Source organism: Mesorhizobium sp. M7A.F.Ca.MR.148.00.0.0 (assembly GCF_003997735.1).
Lineage (GTDB): Bacteria > Pseudomonadota > Alphaproteobacteria > Rhizobiales > Rhizobiaceae > Mesorhizobium.
In genome coordinates this window covers 34,676-50,397 of record NZ_RZTB01000009.1, presented here as the reverse complement: position 1 = coordinate 50,397, position 15,722 = coordinate 34,676, and the positions used below count along the sequence as shown (strand labels likewise).

The window sequence follows — 15,722 nt, the reverse complement described above, 5'->3', positions numbered from 1 at the left end:
GTTGCGCTCACGACCGCCGGTTGCCAGCCGACAGATCCTTTTCGATCAGCTCCACGGCTTCGCCGATCCTGTCCAGGCCCGTCGGGACTTCCAGCCGGTACACGCCGATATGGTTAGCAATCCATGAACATTGCTGAAGATGCGCCGCCGCGAAGTCGTCGGGGAGGGCCGCGCGGCCGAAGCGCGTCACATAGGAGAATTTGATGATGGCCGGCAGGGCGGCAATGGCGGGCAAGGGCGTGATGCCAGCCCTTTCGCCGCGCTCGAGGATATAGATCCTGGTCGCCGGCACCTTGTCGCCCGAAAAGTCACCGTTCAGGCGATGCTGCATCTTGTCGATCGCCGGATGCACTTGCGGCCGCACTTCCGCTTCCCCGAGCGAGATCGCCGCCGCGGCGTCGGCCGCCAGCTTGATCTGCGGAAAGCCCGGAACGGTCATTGGCTCACTCGGATTGGCGAGGTCCAGCGCCACCACGTCATCGGTAAGCAGTCGATGCCCGGCCCGGATCATCGCACTTGCGGTCGTCGACTTGCCGGCACCCTTGTCACCCATGAAGATGGCGCTCGTGCCGGCGGCGGCGATGGCGCTGGCATGCAGGACAAGCAGGCCGCGCCGGTGCAAGAGCAGCGCCATGACCGGGCCGAGCAGCGGAAACGCCAGCAGCGCGTCGTCGACGCCGGGCGCCGGTTCAATGTCGATACGGTTGGAATCGGTGATCAGGAACGCGCCCACGGCATGCCAGGCCAGATATTGCCGGTCCGCCTCGAAGCGAAAGTCGGTCGCGGCTTCGGGCGCCGGCTTTGGCAGGTCGATCGCGCCGACGGCGATCACGACATCCGCCGCCCCGGGCGGCGCCGGCTGCAGTTCGGGCAACATCACCTCCGACGCGATGGTCAGACCATAGGCGCGGTAGAAGCGGCGTTCTCGCATGGCCCGGCCATGCGGACGGGGATTATCACTGTATGCGGCCATCGGCTCGTTGCGCGGCATCACGTGGGGCTCCCGCCGTGCTGGAGTTGCCGCAGCCAGAGCGACAGCGAGGCCGAGCGCCAGACATACTGGACATCCAGGGGGGCTGCCTGATCGGGCTGGCGCAGCAGTCGCGCATAGGCAGCACTCACTTGCGGCAGATTGACATAAGGCGCGATGCGGCCTGCATCCGAGACCAGCAGCTGTTCCAGGAGGTCGCGATGATTGCGCAGCATGCCGTTGACGAGATTGGCGGTGAAGTCGATCTTGTCGCGTCGCCACTGCACCGCCTCCGGCAATACGCCTTGCATGGCGCGACGCAGCACATAGCGACCAAAGCCGTGGCTCAGCTTCTCCTCGCCCGGCAATGCCAGGCAGAACTCGACCAGCGGCTTGTCCCAGAATGGGTATCGCGGCTCGACGCCGAAATTGGCGGCGGCCTTGTCGAGAACCTTGAAAGCATGCGGGACATAGCCGTTCGACAGGATCCAGCGATGGCTCAAGGCGTCGCTGGCCTGAACGCCGGGCGGCATATAGCCGGCCCGGTGAAACCGGTCGACAAGCTCGGTGCGCTTGGCAAGGTCCGGATTGATCAGGTCGCGCCAGCTTCGTGCGCGCTGCACGTGCGCGGGCTTGCGGATCCTGTTCAGGGCACGGTTGGCCAGATGCCTCAGCTTGGCGATGCGCCAGGCCGGCCCGTAGAGGGTCAGGAACTGGAGATAAAGGCCAAGCGTGCTGTCGCCATAGGTATTGGAGGCGCTGCGGACCTCGCGCCACAGATCCATCCATCGGCCGCCATTCGCAAGCTCGTGCAGGTGACCATGGCCTTGGGAAACGACCTCGTCGCCGCCATGGCCGTCCAGCAGCACCTTGATGCCCTTGGCGCCGGCAGTCCGGTAGACACCGCGGGTGAGCGTCAGGCCCGGCGCCAGGAACGTTCCTTCCTGTTCCTCCAGCACGCGTTCGAATTCGGCGAATGGGGCATAGTTGCCGACCGGGATCAGTGTCGCGTCGACCCTCTGCTGGTCGAGAACGGCATCGATGAAGGGCCGCTCGTCCATCGGCGAGCCCTTCTCGAAAACCAGCGAGAAGGTCGGCAGCTTCGGCTTGCGCGCAGCGGCATTCTGCAGGCCGGCGACACAGGCGATAGATGAGGAATCGAGGCCGCCGCTCAGCATTGCGCCGACTGCCGAGGTCCCTCGCATGCGGTTGCGCACCGATTGCGAGAACAGATGGGCGAATTCCTCCGATGCATCCGACCGCAAGGGCCGCGCCGACGGCTCGATCTGCCAGTATCGACGCAACATCACCTGTTGCGCGGTGACGGTCAGGCTGTGGCGGGCCGGCAGGCTGAATATATCGCTGTAGGGGGTCGACTGCGGGTCGTCGGGAAGCCCGGCCAGGAAGCCGGAGATCTGGCGCTCGCTGACACGTGCGCGGATACCTTCGACGCCCAGGATCGGCCCGATCTCGGACGCGAAGGCAAAACGCCGGTCCGCCGCGTGGTAGTAGAACGGCTTGACGCCAAAATGATCGCGCGCGCAAAACAGCGATTGCCGCTCGTCATCCCAGATGGCGAACGCGAAATCGCCTTGGAGATGCTCCGGACAGGCTTCGCCCCAACGCAGATAGGCCCGCATCAGCACGATCGCGTCGGCCACCGACTGGTCGCGGATACCGAGCCTGGCCAGCAACTCGTCACGGTTGTCCAGCCGGCAATCGGCGGTTATGGCGAGCCGGCCGCCAGCCATCGTCAAAGGGCCTGGGCCGACCTCATCCGATGTGTTGAGCCAGGCGTGGCCAAGGGCGATGCTGGTGTCCAGCCACCAAGAACTGCCGTCAGGACCGCGATGGCGCATGCGCGCCAGCATTTGCTGAATGTCTGCCGCCGCGACCGCCGGTGCGTGTGCTCCGCGCAGCAGGATTCCGGCGACGCCGCTCATCGGCTGCCGTGGTCGACGAGATGGGCGAAGCCGTCGATCGATCCGCCAAGCACGATATGGTTGTCGCTGACCAGCCAGGCATGTGCTTTCAACTGCTCGCCCGTACCACGTTCGATGCCGATGCGTATCGTCGATTCATTGCCTTGGCGGGCGAGAATATACTGGCCGGAGAGCGCCTGGGTCAGGCACGTAGCGTAAGGGACGAAACGGGCCGCGGCGGCAACGCCCCAGGCGACACGCCGCAGTTCGCCCATTGAAGCGCACTGCCGCGCGTCTAGGCGCGTCACCAGGCTGCGTACACGATTGTAGGACAGCAGCGTCAGCCCCAGCCGAACTGTCGCCACCACCAGCAGGCAATGGCCAAGGAAGATCATTTCCGAGCCGCTCAGGGAGAAAATCCTGAACAGCCCGTGCCGGCTTCCGCCGCGCTTCGACTGCTTGAAGCCTGTTTCCCTCGCGGGTTCCTGCCGTAAGGCCGTGGCCCGCGAAACCAGGGCCCGCGGAACTATGGCCTGCGAAACCAGCGCCTTGTGCTGGGCCGGCTTAGACAAGTGCCTCATGATGCCGTCTCGCAAGCCCATTATCGGTCAGGCCCTTCAGCAATGCGTCGACATCGGCCTGGCAGCGCACCGGGTCGACATTATAGCGCGCAAGCACGGCGCTGCGGATGTCGCCGATCAACCGGGGCTCCTGGATCAAATCCCAGATGAAGGCGCCGACGCCATTCAGGCTGTAGTAGACATTGGATCTGAGATTGAGCAGCGCCAAGCCATCACCGAACTCGCAAGCCACGGCATCCTTGGTCGCACTCATGCTATCGTGGTCGGCCAGATCATGGTCGGATAGCTTCCCGTTCATCCCCGCACCTCACTGACAAAACGCTTCGACATCTCCGGTTGGCGCAGGAGAAGTCGGGAGGCTGGCCCCCCGACCCCTCTTACGTCTGCTTTTGAATCCAGAGTCCCAAAATGTCACTCTGGAAACGGCTATAAGTCTCAGGAGAACGTCAGGTCGCCGATCGGCGTGTGCGCGGGGAACGATGCGTCAATCGCCGTGTTGCCGCCGCCACCCTGGGTGATGGTCTCAATCGAACCATGAACCGTCAGGCTTGGTGTCTCGTATTCATGCTTTTCAACATTCTGTTCCATTTTACTCTCCGATTTAGGACTGGAAACGGCCTGTCGAGTGCCGTCAGCACTTTTATGCTGCAATGCAATAGCTGCACGGCAGCATTTATGAGTCAAGACTGTTTTACTTTCCGTTAATCAATTACGTTGCTGGCGTCAGGACATGAGCGGCCATGCCTAAAACTTGTCACTTTTTAGCCGATTCCTTGGGCATGATGGCGGCGCCTGTGCTGATTCTTTAAGCATATGATTTTGCTTGCATAAGTCGTTTGCTTTGTGCTTATTTTTAGGCTTCGCTAATGGAAAGAATTTTCTGTTTGGAAAATTCGGCCGGGGATCGGCTAAAAGACCTGGCAAGGATATTTCAGCCGCGGTTCTCACTTCTTTACGACGCGATCTCGATAGGCGCTTCGGTTGCAAAAATTCGCACTGCAAAAGGAAAGGCTTTACGGCATCGTGGTTTTTGGTGATGTTTGCTTCGCACATGCAGCATAAGTGTTCGCGCAAACCGCTTTCTTGGGAGATTGTGCGCTAAATGGCCTTGCCTGACGGCTCATACGAACGATTGCGCGCCGCCGGCTGTGCCGACGAGGTGGCCTACGTGCAGGCCTGCCTGCGATTGTATTTTGCCGGGCCGCACGCCGGCGCGGGCGACATTTCGATGCGTGATCTGGACGGTGCCAAAATTGCCGACATCGCCAGGCTGAACAAGGTCGCCACCTTTGTCCTCAAGGCCCTTTCGCGCGCACCCGCGCTTGAGAGGCCGCCTGAGCTTTTCCGATGGCTCGACACCTACCGCAGGAGGACGGTTTCGATGAACGCGTCCTGCATCATGGATTCCATGGCGGTCCATGATGTGCTGCGCGCCAGCGAGATCGATTTTGTTTTTCTGAAGGGTCCATTCCAGCAGCAGCTTCTCTACGACGACCACTTCATGAAGCCGTCCGGCGATGTCGACATCCTGGTTTCGCCGCTCGGATTTTTCAGGGCGCGTGATGCGCTTCGCCAGATCGGTTATGAGGTATCAGGCAAGTCGAACTCCGTCTGGTGGGTCCGCTTCCTCGGCGAACAGCACATGACCCGGGACGACGGGCCGAGGTCGTCCACGGTAGATCTCCATTACCGCCTCCAGCAGCCCGGCTCGCCAAGCCCGCGCGACGCGGACGGGTTTCTGCGGCGCAAGCGACAGGTCGAAATCGCCGGTGCGACGGTGCCGTTCACCTCGGTGGCCGATACTTTGCTTTTGTCCTGCATCAGCGTCGCCAAGGCACTTTTCAACCGGGAACCCTGCGCGGGCTACGTCTGTGATATCGGTGCCAGCGCCGCCCGCCTCGACGAGGGGGATCAGCAGCGTTTGCTCGATGCCGCAACCGTGCAAGGTTTGGACGACACGCTGCTGCTTGGCCTGCGCGCCGCCGATGTGCTACTCGGCGGCGCTGGCACGCTGCTGTCGCAGCGCGCGACCAGGATCCTGTCGCGCATCGGCAATGAGGATCTGCTCAGCATGGTCATCGCCCCATGGCTGCCGTCGCTGCGGTGGCCACAGCGGCGAACGGTGCTGTGGGAACTGTGCGGCCGCGCGCCGGTCCGCTATCTGGCCGAAGCCGGCTGGGCGGCGTCCGCCGATATCAGCCGCCGCATCTTCGAGCGGCCGGGGAGTCGCTGAATGAAGGCAAATTGGGTGCTGATGGCAATTCTGTAGGGAATCGAAGGAGTACGGGGCGAGGGCAAATCGATATTACCTGTACGAGAGGCAAATCCATGTCGATGACGAAATCCGAGGTCTGCGTGATCATCGCGGCAAAAAACGCGGCAGCGACAATCGCCGTCGCGATCGCATCCGCGTTGCGCGAACCGGAAGTGGCGGAGGTCGTCGTTGTCGATGATGCCTCTACCGACCGCACCGCCGATGTCGCACGATCCGCCGATGATGGCAGCGGGCGGCTCTCCGTGATGCGCCTCGATGTCAATCGCGGCCCTTCCTTTGCCCGCAACGCAGCGATCGCCGGCTCGAAATCGCCGTTCATCAGCATTCTTGATGCCGACGATTTCTTCCTCGAAGGCCGGTTTCGCAACCTGTTTGCCGGCGCCGATTGGGACTTCGCGGCCGACAACATCATGCTGATCAGGGATGATGCGACGGGCGACGCGACGAAAATCGTTGCGCCGCAATTTGCCGCCGATCCGGAATTCCTCGACTTCGAGCGCTTCGTCGAAGGCAACATCTCCAGGCGCCGCGTGCAGAGGGGCGAACTGGGCTTTTTGAAGCCGGTGATAAGCCGTGCCTTCCTCGACCGCCACGGGTTGAGCTACGACGAGAGCCTGCGGCTGGGCGAGGACTATGAACTCTACGCCCGCGCAGTCGCATGCGGGGCGCGGTTCAAGGTCATTCGCTCCTGCGGCTACGGCGCCGTCGTCCGTGCCGATTCTTTGAGCGGCCGCCACAAGACCCAGGACCTGAAGCGTTTGGCCGATGCGGACCTGGCGCTGCTGGCGATCGACAGTCTGCCGGAAGGCTCGAAGGCGGTGCTGCGGCGGCATGAACGGCACGTGCGCGACAAATATCGGCTGCGCAATTTCCTTGATGTCAAGGCCGAGCGGGGGCTGGCATCGGCCGCGGCTTACGCTTTCGCCAGCCTGTCCAACCTCGTCCCCATCGTCCAGGGCGTGGCTTCCGACAAGCTCGAGGCGCTGTTTCGTCGCGTCGGCCTTATGTCCAGCCAAAAGCCTGTGCCGCCGCGGCGCTTTCTGATGGCTGGAACCAGCATGGGCAAGGAACGCTGAGAGCGAGGCCCGAGGCCTGCGGTTTGTCCGCTCGCGACACGTCATCACGCAAACCATTTCGGCTGGATTTATGAGTTTACGAATTGGGTGGTTGCCTCGCGGCTCCGACGATGGCAGTCTATGTTGCGGTGCAGCATATTGGACGACCAGCCGAACTGGCCCCCGATCGGATTGGTCCGATGTCTCTCCTTCAGAGGAGCAGGACAATGCAAGGCGAGTTTTTGAGCCCCGGCTGCGGGGATCGGCCAGAAGCCCGGCCCACAAGCCGGCGATGACAGGAATCTGAGTTCATGGCCTCGATATTCGGTTTCAGATCAAGGGATCCGGCCCGCGACCGGCAGGCCGATGTTTCACGTCTTGATCGTCTGGCAAAGCTGTTCGAACAGATTGCGGCCGAGATCGAGGCCGAGAGAATCGGGCTTGAGAATCGCTACCGGACAACGTCGACCAACGCCGCCTTCCTGGTCGAAGCCATGGAAAACGGCTCAGCGTCCGACAAGCGGTCTTCGGAAGTCAGCGCACTGACACAGTCGATCCTGAATTGCGAACGCCGCATTGCAGCGCTGTCGCGCCAGGACGGCATGATGAAAGAGCTCCGTCATTCGCTGGATATGGTCTTCGACGAGGACGCCGATTCGGCCGCCTCGGCGGAATTCGCCTGGCCGGCAGGCGCCGGCAGAGGTTGAAACGTGAAGGTTCGGAACTGTTGCAACAGATTTGATGCAAGGCGGGAAGCAATCGAGAGGGTCACAGGGGAGGTCAAGGTTGGCCCGTTCAGGAGCGGTTCGAACGTCGACTTTGGGTTGGGGACACACAGCGCAAAGGTGAGTTTGATATGAATTCGAATCCGAAACCTACGACGGCAATTGACGCGCCGCCTCTCGCATATCGGACCGGACAGGCCGCCTGGCGGCGGCTGGGGTCGCTCGGTGCGTTGCTGCTGGCTGCTCTCGGCGGTTTCCTGGCAACCCCTTCCTACGCCCAGGACATTTCGACATCGCCGTCCTTCGTCGATGATTTCAAAAGCTTCGATCGTGCGCGCTGGTATGTTTCCGACGGCTGGAACAACGGCAGCCATCAGAATTGCACCTGGTCGAAAGGCATGGTCGAACTGTCGAATAATGTGCTGGCGCTCGGCTTCGAAAAGCAGACGCTGAAGGATCGCGACTACGTCTGCGGCGAGATCCAGACCAAGCAGCGATTCGGCTACGGCACCTATGAGGCACGGCTGAAGACCGATACCGGCTCCGGCCTAAACGCGGCGTTCTTCACCTATATCGGTCCCAGCGACAAGCAGCCCTGGGACGAGATCGACTTCGAGGTGCTGACCAAGGACACCTCCAAGGTGCAGGTCAATGCCTATATCGCGGGCAAGGGCAAGAACGAGAAGCTGGTCGACGTGCCTGGCGGCACGGAGAACGCCTTCAACGACTACGCCTTCGTCTGGCAGAAGGACAGCTTGCGATGGTACGTCAACGGCCAACTGGTGAACACGATTACCGACCCGGCGAAGCTGCCCAGCCATGCACAGAAGATATTCTTCAGCTTTTGGGGCAGCGATACGATGAAGGGTTGGATGGGAGCGTTCGCGGATCCGGGCCGCAAGCTTTCCCTGCAGATCGAGCGGGTTGCCTTCACGGCGCTCGGCGAACCCTGTCAATTTCCGGAATCGCTGGCATGCAGTGTAAAGTAGTTGGGAAAGTCGATTTGAACCGGCGGGACCGAAAACGGTCCGCTGCCTTGCATGGGAATAAAACCGAATGAATTTGACGGTGTTTGGAATTGGCTATGTCGGCCTCGTGCAGGCTGCGGTCCTTGCCGAAGTCGGGCACCAGGTGGTGTGCGTCGACATCGACGCCGCCAAGGTCGAGCGGCTCAACCAGGGCCTGGTTCCCATTTTCGAGCCCGGTTTGGAAAACCTCGTTAAGGAAAACCATGCTGCCGGCCGCATCAAGTTCACCACCGATGCCGCCGCCGCTGTCAGGCATGGCGAGATCCAAATGATCGCGGTCGGCACGCCGCCGGGCGAGGACGGCTCGGCCGATCTCAAATATGTGCTGGCCGTCGCAGAGACCATCGGCCGCGAAATGGACAAACCCAAGATCGTCGTCGGCAAGTCTACGGTGCCGGTCGGCACCTGCGAAAAGGTGAAGGCCAGGATTGCCGACACGTTGAAGAAAAGAGGCCGCGAGGACCTGGCTTTCGATGTCGCTTCGAATCCCGAGTTCCTCAAGGAGGGGTCCGCGGTCGCCGATTGCATGAAGCCGGACCGCATCATCGTCGGCACCGACAGCGAGGACACCGAGGCTGTGATGCGCGAACTCTACGCGCCGTTCAACCGCAACCACGAGAAGATGATCGTGATGGACGTGCGCAGCGCCGAATTCACCAAATATGCCGCCAACTGTATGCTGGCGACCAAGATCAGCTTCATGAACGAGATGGCCAATTTGGCCGAACAGCTCGGCGCCGACATCGAGGAGGTCCGCAAGGGCATCGGCAGCGATCCCCGCATCGGCTACCATTTCATCTATCCGGGTCTGGGTTATGGCGGTTCGTGCTTCCCCAAGGACGTGCGGGCGCTGATCAAGACCGCCGAAGGCGTCAAATTCGACGCCAAGCTGCTGCGCGCCGTCGAGGAGCGCAACAACGCACAGAAATCGGTTCTCTTCGACAAGGTGGACCGCTATTTCAAGGGCAACCTCAAAGGCAAGACCTTTGCGCTCTGGGGCTTGGCCTTCAAGCCCAACACCGACGACATGCGTGAGGCGCCGGCGCGCGTCCTGATGGAAGCGCTCTGGAAGGCCGGCGCCAATGTGCAGGCCTATGATCCCGAGGCGATGCAGGAATGCCAGGCCATCTACGGGCTGCGCGACGACCTGCTTCTGTGCGGCACCAAGGAGGCGGCGCTGCGCGGTGCCGATGCGCTGCTGATCGCCACGGAATGGAAGAGCTTTCGCGCGCCGTCCTTCGACGCGGTGAAGGATGCGCTGATTACGCCGGTCATCTTCGACGGCCGCAACCTCTATGACCCCAAGGTCATCGCGCGCCACGGCATCGAATATCACTCGATCGGCAGAATGGCGGCATGAGACCAGGCCCTGGCAGACGGATGCAAGACCGGTCCGCACATGGCCTGCGGGCGCTGGGACTGAGCGCGTATTTCTGTGTGGAGTTGTAGCCGATGGTGCTGGACGTAAAGCCGGAGCAAATCACCAAGGATCATTTCGATCTCGTAGCGATCGGTTCCGGCTTCGGTTCGGCCTTCTTCCTGCACGAGTTCGCCAAGCGCCGAAAGGCACGCATTCTGGTGCTGGAGTGGGGGCGCCACAACACCCATGAATGGCAGCTCGAGCAGAACGTCAACACCGACATCGAAGACGAAACGACCTATAAGACCAATTCCAACAAGCCGTGGAACTACACGATCGGACTGGGTGGCGGGACGAACTGCTGGTTCGCGCAGACGCCAAGATTTCATCCCAATGATTTCCGGCTGAAAAGCACCTACGGTATCGGCAATGACTGGCCGATCAGCTATGACGACGTCGAGCCGTTCTATTGCGACGCGGAAGACATCATGTCGATCTCCGGCGATCCCGACATGGCGGCGATGCTGCCCCGCTCGAAGCCGTTTCCGCAACCGCCGCATCGCATGTCGACACCGGACAGGATGATGAAGGCGGCGCAGCCCGGCCAGCACTTTGTCATGCCAACCGCGCGGGCGCGGCTGCCGACATCACAACGCACCTCGTGCTGTGCCAATCTGCGTTGCTGGCTGTGCCCGGTCGACGCCAAATTCACCGTCAACAACGGGTTGATGCACGTCTTCGAGCATCCCGACGTCTCGGTCTGCCTCGGTGCGGAAGTCCGCCGGCTCGATCACGTCGGCGGCGCTGTCCGTTCGGTCACGTTCCGCCATGACGGCAAGGAATACCAGGTCAGCGGCGATCTCTTCATTCTCGGCGCCAATGCCATCCAAAGCGCGGCGATCATGCTGCGATCCGGCCTGGGCGGCGAATTCGTCGGCAGCGGCCTGCATGAATCCTACGGCTGGAATTTCGAGGTCTATCTAGACGGCGTCGACAATTTCGACGGCAGCACCATCACCACCGGCCTGAATTTCGGCCTCTATGATGGTCCTCACCGATCGGAGCATGCGGCGGCACTGGTCTATTTCGAGAACCGCTGGCAGCACGGACTGCGTGCCGAAAAAGGGCGGCTACGCCAGGCGCTGCCGCTTGTCGTGGTCACCGAGGACTTGCTCGATCCCGAGAACTTGACGAGGATGAGAATGCCTTCGTCAGCTTCAAGGCGCCATCGGACTATGCGGTGAAGGGCATGGCGCGCGCTCTGGAGAAATTGCCTGGCCTTCTGGCGCCGCTGCCGATCGAAAAGCTCTTCGACCGCGGCATTCGGCCGAGCGAATCGCACGTCCAGGGCACGCTGAGGATGGGTACGGGCCCAGCCGATTCGGTCATCGACAGCGGCATGATCCACCACCAGCTCAGAAATCTGGTCGTCGTCGGCACAAGCACCTATCCGAGCTGCTCCTGCGCCAACCCGAGCCTGACCGCGGCAGCGCTGTCCTTGCGGGCGGCGAGCCGGATCGCGTGAAAGGAGGTATCGCATGATCGAGATTTCCAGACGCTCGGCCCTGGCCGTCATGGCTGGCGGAGTGGTTTCGACAGGGGTCGCCTACGCCGCCGTTTCCTCGTTCTCGGACGAGGATCTGGTGCGCGTCACGCTGGAAAAATACCTTGGCAAGTTGAACATCCGCATCGAGCATCTGCAGCAGTTCGTGCTGGCGTTCCGCAACAGGAATCCGTGGAACTTTCCAAGCGAAAAACTAAGCGACGCCGTCACGCTGGTGGAGGAACTCAAATTGGGCGCAGCACGCCGCCTGCTGCCCGAGCGAAAGCGGGAAGATCTAGTGCATTTCGACCGCTGGGTGGTCGCCGAATTCCATATGCTGACGGACTATGCCTGGCGCAGTTCGCCCAACGACCCGATCCGATTTACCGGCTGGCAATCCTGTACCAATCCCTTCGCCAATCTGGAGCCGCCGAAACTTGCCTGACGTCGAAAGCGAGGCGGCGGACTTTGCCTGTTGTCTCCGAGCAAGGAATACGAGATGCGACAAGGAGCCCGATCATGAAAGTTCTCTTTGCAGGCGGCAACGGCTACCCGCCCGAGTTCAGCGGCGGCGTTCAGTCGAGCACGCATCATCTGGCCGAACAGCTGATCGAGCACGGTCATGAAGCCGCTGTGCTCGCCGCCCTGTTCGGTGATGGTGTCTTCGGCTTCAAGGCGCGCGCCAAGATGAAGCTGCTGCGGCAGCCGGCGGTTGTCGACAGCTATCCCGGCTATCCGGTGGTGCGGGCCTGGTTTCCCTGGGAAGCAGCGGGCTATGCCGTCGACAGGCTGAAGCCCGATGTCGCCGTGGTCCAGTGTCACAAATCGGTTCCGATCGGCAAGGCGCTGCAGGCGGAGGGCGTGCCTCTGGTCGTCTATCTCCGCAATGTCGAGTTCCATGAACTGGGCGGCGATCTGCGCGAATTGCATTCCGCGCTTTACATCGCCAATTCTGACTTCACCGCACGTACTTACAGACAGGAGTTCGGCATCGAGGCGGTGGTGATCCCGCCAACCATCAACCCGGCGCACTACTCGACGCCGACGACGGGCCAGTTCGTCACGCTGATCAACCCTTATGAGGAAAAGGGGTTCGAGCTCGCGGTGCGGATTGCCGGCGCCTGCCGCGAAATTCCATTCCTGTTCGTCGAAAGCTGGAAGCTCGACGACGATCACCGGGCGCGGATCGAACAGACGATCGCTCCCTTGGGCAATGTCGTCCTGGAGAGCCGCACCAGCGACATGAAGACGGTCTACGGCCGCACGAAGATCCTGCTTGCTCCCAGCAAGTGGGAAGAGGCCTGGGGCCGCGTCGCGTCGGAGGCCCATTGCAGCGGAATCCCCGTTGTCGGCTCGCGGCGCGGCGGTCTGCCCGAAGCGATCGGCTCCGGTGGCGTGGTGCTGGATTATGATGCACCGCTGGCCGACTGGGTCGCGGCCGTCAGGCGGCTGTGGAACGACAATCAGGAATATGACCGGCTTTCCAGCCTCGCCCGCAGCTTCGCCGGGCGCCCGGAACTCGACCCCGATCGCCAGTTCATCACCTTCTTCTCGATACTGGACAGGGCCATGCAGCAGCGCGCGCGACAGGCGGCCTGACGGCGCCGCCTGAGCAGGTCAGGCCGGGCGCTTGACCCGGCTTTTCAGCGTCTCGTAGCCGCGGGCGCCAAGCAGCGCGCGGGCAATGGTCTTGGCGGCGCTTTTGCGGCCCTCTTGCGACTTGATCTGCCGCAGCCTTGCCGGCAGGTTCCTGGCCGCCTGACCAAGTGCCGGCAGCGACAGCGTGTTGGGAAAGCTGACCATATGCGTTTCGACGCACAGCACCGGCTTGCCTGACAGTTCGGTGATCCTCAGCGCCTGTTCGTGCTCGCTCTCGATGAACAGGATGGCATCGGACTTGCGGTAGAAATCGGCCTTGAAACTGCCATGCGCGCCGAGCCGTTGCCGTTCCGCCTTGCTCGGCAGGTCGAGCATGATCAACTGGTCGTATTTGATCTCATGCTTGGCGAGCCATGCCTCGGTGAGCGCGCGGTATTTCTCCAGCCGGCTCGTGACCAGCCAGCCGATCCTGTGGGTCGCGACATGGAGCGGCCGCGCTTCGCTGAGGAATTTTTCATAGGCCGGGCCGTCGTCGTTTTCCGCCTCTGTCGGATCGAGGCACAGCACGCCGTCAATGTCGACGCAGCATTGCGCCAGGAATTTGTGATGCATGAAGTTCCACTGGAACATGCGCGGATGCGGCACGACTTCGAAGACGAGGTCGGTTTCCTGGTGCTGGGGCTCAAGGCCGAACACGGCGGCAAAGGTGAACTCCGCCTTGATGCCCGCAGCCTGGATGCGGGCGCGTGCGTCACGCATGGCGTTGCCGCCGGCGACGCTGTCGTCGATCACCAGCACCTTGCGCATCTCGGAAACCTTGCGGTCGAGAGCAGCACGGCGCTTGGTGACGCCAGACGTATAGATACGCCCTTCCAGGAAGCTGTCGAGATCGGTCATCGGGATGTTCGCGGCAAGGCTGACCAGCGTCGCTGCCAAAACGCCGCTTCTCGGCACACCGACCACCAGGTCGATGTCGCGCGGCAGCCGGTGCAGGCCCCTGACAATGGCGTCGTTCATATCGGAGATCGATCGGTAGTGCATGGTTCAGACCTGGTCCTGGAGGAGATGTCCGTAGCAGTCGAAGACGCCCAAATTATTGCGCTTCACGCGCCGCCGCCGCAGGCAGCCTTGCCGGCAGCATCTTGAGGGCCTCGCGCAAGGCTTCGCGGCCGGAGGCGAATGCCAGTGCGATGACGATGGTGATGAGGTAGGCGAGCACGGCGCCGCTGGCCAGGGCGACGACATGCTGCTGCGGCAGCGCTGGCTTGATGAACCAGATGCCGGCCAGTGCCAGATGGGCGCCAAGCACGAACGGCGTTGCCGCGCGAAGTACATGGTGCGCCTGAAGCGGCCCGCTCTTGCCGACATAGAGCCACAGGAACGGCGTCCGCAGATATTCGCTGATCGCATAGGCGATCGCCACGCCCAGCGCGCCATAGGGCAGGCCGAGCATGAAGGCCAGCACCGACGTCACGGCCGTTATGACGCCCCAGCGCATGAAATCGCCGGAGCGGCCCTGGCTGACGAAAAGCCACCCCGCCGGATTGTTGAGCGGCTGCAGCAGCCCGGCAAAGCCGAGCGCCAGGAAAATCGAGGCACTTGCGCGCCATTGCTCGCCGAGCACGAAGGGGATCAGCACATCCGACATCGCGGTGGCGAAGGCGACGCCGGGAAGCGCCACCAGCAGGATCAGCGGCATGACGCGCAGGTAGGCGCTGCGGTAGCGATCCGGCTCATCCTTCAGCCTCGAAAGCGCCGGAACCATCACCTTCGACAGCGGGTTGGTGATCTGGCTCAGCGGAAACAGAAGCAGCTTGTAGGCGCGGTCATAGAGGCCGAGTTGCGCCTCGCCCCAATATTTGCCGATCAGCACATTGTCGAGGTTGCGGGCAAAGAAATTGGCGAAGTTGAAGCCGGTGATGCCGGCGCCGAAATTGATCAGCTCGCCGATGCCGGCGACCTTGCGCGGCAGGCCCGGACGCCAGCGCGAGCTCGCCCAATAGCAGAGCGTCGGCAAAACGGCACCGGTCAGCGTGCCGGCAAACAGGGCCCAATAGGAGCGATCGATAAAGGTCCAGGCGATCGACACCGCAAGCCCGGCAATGGCGCTGGCGACGTCGATGACGGCCAGCCGGCCGAACTGCATGCGGCGTGTCAAGAGCGCCAGATGCTGGGCGCCCAGCCCATAGGCCATGATCTGCAGCCCGAACGCAGCCACCAGGCCCGTCACGCGCGGCTCGCCGTAGAAGGCGGCAACCAGCGGCGCCGCACCCGCAAGCACGCAAGCCAGGATCGCGCTGACCGCGACATTGATCCAGAAGAGGTAGTTCACCTCCTCATGCCGGATGCCCGATTTCTGGATCGTCGCCTGGGTCAGGCCGAAATCCTGGAACAGGGCGATAAAGGCAAGCACCGGCGCGCACATCGCCACGACGCCGAAATCCTGTGGCGACAACAACCGCGACAAGACGATAACGGACAGGATCTGTGTCGCGACCCGCACCGACTGCGCCATGGCCGTGACAACCGCGCCGCGCCCAACCGATTTGCGCAAGGAGCCTTCTGGCGGATCGAATGCATTGGCTTCCAAATTCAGGATTCCTGATTTTTTACGTTGATTTCCGAGCCCGAAAATCCACGACCGCCGCCGACCACAAACTACGG

At 62.2% G+C, this 15,722-nt stretch carries 16 protein-coding genes; 9 read left to right on the top strand and 7 right to left on the bottom strand.

All coding sequences use genetic code 11. The features are described from left to right. Positions 1-7 precede the first annotated feature (7 nt). From EOB49_RS05645 to EOB49_RS05625, 5 genes are all read right to left on the bottom strand, one after another. A complete protein-coding gene (locus EOB49_RS05645; RefSeq protein WP_127321374.1) occupies positions 8-994 on the bottom strand; it encodes a serine kinase in 987 nt (328 codons plus the stop codon). Continuing rightward, positions 991-2,913, bottom strand: coding sequence for a lasso peptide isopeptide bond-forming cyclase (locus EOB49_RS05640; protein WP_127380411.1), 1,923 nt, complete (start codon positions 2,911-2,913; stop codon positions 991-993). The genes EOB49_RS05645 and EOB49_RS05640 overlap by 4 nt, the downstream gene beginning before the upstream one ends. Beyond that, positions 2,910-3,473: a lasso peptide biosynthesis B2 protein gene (locus EOB49_RS05635; protein ID WP_127380410.1), complete on the bottom strand. Its 564-nt coding sequence runs from the start codon at positions 3,471-3,473 to the stop codon at positions 2,910-2,912. The genes EOB49_RS05640 and EOB49_RS05635 overlap by 4 nt, the downstream gene beginning before the upstream one ends. Continuing rightward, positions 3,457-3,771: a PqqD family protein gene (locus EOB49_RS05630; RefSeq protein WP_127380409.1), complete on the bottom strand. Its 315-nt coding sequence runs from the start codon at positions 3,769-3,771 to the stop codon at positions 3,457-3,459. The genes EOB49_RS05635 and EOB49_RS05630 overlap by 17 nt, the downstream gene beginning before the upstream one ends. Positions 3,772-3,908: 137 nt before the next feature. Next, on the bottom strand, positions 3,909-4,061 hold the full coding sequence (locus tag EOB49_RS05625) for a lasso peptide (RefSeq protein WP_013891488.1): 153 nt from the start codon (positions 4,059-4,061) through the stop codon (positions 3,909-3,911). A 514-nt stretch (positions 4,062-4,575) separates the two neighbouring features. Here EOB49_RS05625 and EOB49_RS05620 point away from each other — a divergent pair. From EOB49_RS05620 to EOB49_RS05585, 9 genes are all read left to right on the top strand, one after another. Beyond that, positions 4,576-5,706 (top strand): nucleotidyltransferase family protein, encoded by a 1,131-nt coding sequence (locus tag EOB49_RS05620; RefSeq protein WP_127267622.1) that lies wholly within the window; start codon positions 4,576-4,578, stop codon positions 5,704-5,706. A 95-nt stretch (positions 5,707-5,801) separates the two neighbouring features. Beyond that, positions 5,802-6,824 (top strand): glycosyltransferase, encoded by a 1,023-nt coding sequence (locus tag EOB49_RS05615; RefSeq protein WP_127380408.1) that lies wholly within the window; start codon positions 5,802-5,804, stop codon positions 6,822-6,824. Between the two features lie 290 nt (positions 6,825-7,114). Beyond that, a complete protein-coding gene (locus tag EOB49_RS05610; RefSeq protein ID WP_127380407.1) occupies positions 7,115-7,510 on the top strand; it encodes a hypothetical protein in 396 nt (131 codons plus the stop codon). A gap of 149 nt (positions 7,511-7,659) precedes the next feature. After that, positions 7,660-8,517: a family 16 glycosylhydrolase gene (locus EOB49_RS05605; RefSeq protein ID WP_127380406.1), complete on the top strand. Its 858-nt coding sequence runs from the start codon at positions 7,660-7,662 to the stop codon at positions 8,515-8,517. A gap of 67 nt (positions 8,518-8,584) precedes the next feature. Beyond that, the gene (locus tag EOB49_RS05600) at positions 8,585-9,916 is read left to right on the top strand and encodes a UDP-glucose/GDP-mannose dehydrogenase family protein (RefSeq protein WP_127267657.1); all 1,332 of its coding nucleotides are present in this window, start codon (positions 8,585-8,587) and stop codon (positions 9,914-9,916) included. Between the two features lie 92 nt (positions 9,917-10,008). Next, on the top strand, positions 10,009-11,160 hold the full coding sequence (locus EOB49_RS05595) for a GMC family oxidoreductase (protein WP_245472515.1): 1,152 nt from the start codon (positions 10,009-10,011) through the stop codon (positions 11,158-11,160). A 5-nt stretch (positions 11,161-11,165) separates the two neighbouring features. Beyond that, the gene (locus EOB49_RS37380) at positions 11,166-11,441 is read left to right on the top strand and encodes a GMC oxidoreductase (protein ID WP_245472512.1); all 276 of its coding nucleotides are present in this window, start codon (positions 11,166-11,168) and stop codon (positions 11,439-11,441) included. Between the two features lie 13 nt (positions 11,442-11,454). Further along, positions 11,455-11,904, top strand: coding sequence for a hypothetical protein (locus tag EOB49_RS05590; protein WP_127267655.1), 450 nt, complete (start codon positions 11,455-11,457; stop codon positions 11,902-11,904). Between the two features lie 74 nt (positions 11,905-11,978). Further along, complete coding sequence (locus tag EOB49_RS05585) at positions 11,979-13,058, top strand: glycosyltransferase (RefSeq protein ID WP_127267654.1); 1,080 nt, start codon at positions 11,979-11,981, stop codon at positions 13,056-13,058. 18 nt (positions 13,059-13,076) lie between these two features. Here the strand turns inward: EOB49_RS05585 and EOB49_RS05580 are convergent, their stop codons facing one another. Continuing rightward, the gene (locus tag EOB49_RS05580; RefSeq protein WP_127267653.1) at positions 13,077-14,099 is read right to left on the bottom strand and encodes a phosphoribosyltransferase family protein; all 1,023 of its coding nucleotides are present in this window, start codon (positions 14,097-14,099) and stop codon (positions 13,077-13,079) included. A 52-nt stretch (positions 14,100-14,151) separates the two neighbouring features. Then, a complete protein-coding gene (locus EOB49_RS05575) occupies positions 14,152-15,648 on the bottom strand; it encodes a lipopolysaccharide biosynthesis protein (RefSeq protein WP_127380405.1) in 1,497 nt (498 codons plus the stop codon). Positions 15,649-15,722: the final 74 nt, after the last annotated feature.

What these genes read in the sequence shown, in the direction of transcription:
- EOB49_RS05640 (WP_127380411.1), bottom strand. Translation starts at nt 2,913, where the DNA reads ATGAGCGGCGTCGCCGGAATCCTGCTGCGCGGAGCACACGCACCGGCG.
- EOB49_RS05635 (WP_127380410.1), bottom strand. Translation starts at nt 3,473, where the DNA reads ATGAGGCACTTGTCTAAGCCGGCCCAGCACAAGGCGCTGGTTTCGCAG.
- EOB49_RS05630 (WP_127380409.1), bottom strand. Translation starts at nt 3,771, where the DNA reads ATGAACGGGAAGCTATCCGACCATGATCTGGCCGACCACGATAGCATG.
- EOB49_RS05625 (WP_013891488.1), bottom strand. Translation starts at nt 4,061, where the DNA reads ATGGAACAGAATGTTGAAAAGCATGAATACGAGACACCAAGCCTGACG.
- EOB49_RS05620 (WP_127267622.1), top strand. Translation starts at nt 4,576, where the DNA reads ATGGCCTTGCCTGACGGCTCATACGAACGATTGCGCGCCGCCGGCTGT.
- EOB49_RS05615 (WP_127380408.1), top strand. Translation starts at nt 5,802, where the DNA reads ATGTCGATGACGAAATCCGAGGTCTGCGTGATCATCGCGGCAAAAAAC.
- EOB49_RS05610 (WP_127380407.1), top strand. Translation starts at nt 7,115, where the DNA reads ATGGCCTCGATATTCGGTTTCAGATCAAGGGATCCGGCCCGCGACCGG.
- EOB49_RS05605 (WP_127380406.1), top strand. Translation starts at nt 7,660, where the DNA reads ATGAATTCGAATCCGAAACCTACGACGGCAATTGACGCGCCGCCTCTC.
- EOB49_RS05600 (WP_127267657.1), top strand. Translation starts at nt 8,585, where the DNA reads ATGAATTTGACGGTGTTTGGAATTGGCTATGTCGGCCTCGTGCAGGCT.
- EOB49_RS05595 (WP_245472515.1), top strand. Translation starts at nt 10,009, where the DNA reads ATGGTGCTGGACGTAAAGCCGGAGCAAATCACCAAGGATCATTTCGAT.
- EOB49_RS37380 (WP_245472512.1), top strand. Translation starts at nt 11,166, where the DNA reads ATGGCGCGCGCTCTGGAGAAATTGCCTGGCCTTCTGGCGCCGCTGCCG.
- EOB49_RS05590 (WP_127267655.1), top strand. Translation starts at nt 11,455, where the DNA reads ATGATCGAGATTTCCAGACGCTCGGCCCTGGCCGTCATGGCTGGCGGA.
- EOB49_RS05585 (WP_127267654.1), top strand. Translation starts at nt 11,979, where the DNA reads ATGAAAGTTCTCTTTGCAGGCGGCAACGGCTACCCGCCCGAGTTCAGC.
- EOB49_RS05580 (WP_127267653.1), bottom strand. Translation starts at nt 14,099, where the DNA reads ATGCACTACCGATCGATCTCCGATATGAACGACGCCATTGTCAGGGGC.